The 951-nt window shown below is 62.0% G+C and carries 2 protein-coding genes; both read left to right on the top strand.

The features are described from left to right. A partial coding sequence (locus A3754_RS28205) for a FecR family protein (protein ID WP_369817646.1) occupies window positions 1-411 on the top strand: 411 nt, incomplete at its 5' end. A 104-nt stretch (window positions 412-515) separates the two neighbouring features. After that, the coding region (locus A3754_RS23790; protein WP_197468824.1) for an STN domain-containing protein at window positions 516-951 on the top strand (436 nt) is incomplete at its 3' end.

Below are 951 nucleotides of genomic sequence, written 5' to 3'. Positions count from 1 at the left end.
ACCCGTTTCACGGTACGCCGGGAAACAAACACAACCTTCCTCGCGGTCTATGACGGCGCGGTGGAGATCACCAACCTGGCACGGCAGAAAAGCGTACTGCACCCTCAGCAACAAACCCGTTTTTCCGCCAACGCCCTGCAACCGATTCACCCCGCCGACCCCGCACGGGAAACCTGGCACAAGGGGATTCTGGCGGCAGACGATATCCGCCTGGGCGATCTGGTCGATGAACTCCGGCGCTACCAACATGGCTACATCAATCTGTCCCCGGCGGCCGCCGACCTGCGCGTGTTCGGGGGCTTCCCGCTGACCGACCCACAGCAGGCTCTGGACATGCTCGCATCCGCGCTGCCCATCCGGGTCACCCGGCCCCTGCCCGGCTGGACCAATATCGCCCCCGCCACCCCCTGAGCAAAAAAATCGAAAAAACTTTTCCGCTTTGCAGGGCGCTATTCGATATGTCAGTAAGCCCCACCAAAAAGGGGCACCACAATCCTGACAACACTGGAGTGACCGTGAGCCGTTACCAACCTTCCCGACCCGTATTGCGGGCAATGACATTGCGCCTTGCCATGGGCCTGACCTTTCCCCTCACCCTGACCCTGGCTCTTCCTGCCCAGGCAGAAACCGGCCAGCAGCAATACAATATCGCGGCGGGGCCGCTCAATACTGTGCTGGCCCGCTTTGCCACTGCCTCCGGCACTCTGATTGCCGGTGACATCCAGCTTGCCGCAGGCCAGCAGAGCCAGGGCCTGCAAGGCAGCTACACCCCCGCACAGGGCCTGAGCCGGATCCTCGCCGGCACCGGCCTGGTGGCAAAGGCACAGCCGGATGGATCGTTTGCCCTGGCCAAAGCCAACACCCGAGCATCCACCCTGGAACCTGTCAAAGTCAGCGCCGCCCGCGGCGACAATCTGCAGAACATCGTCAGCTATGACTACAGCGATATTT

Source organism: Alcanivorax sp. HI0083 (assembly GCF_001635175.1).
The sequence above is the reverse complement of the archived record's forward strand: the minus strand, read 5'-3'. Positions and strand labels throughout refer to the sequence as shown.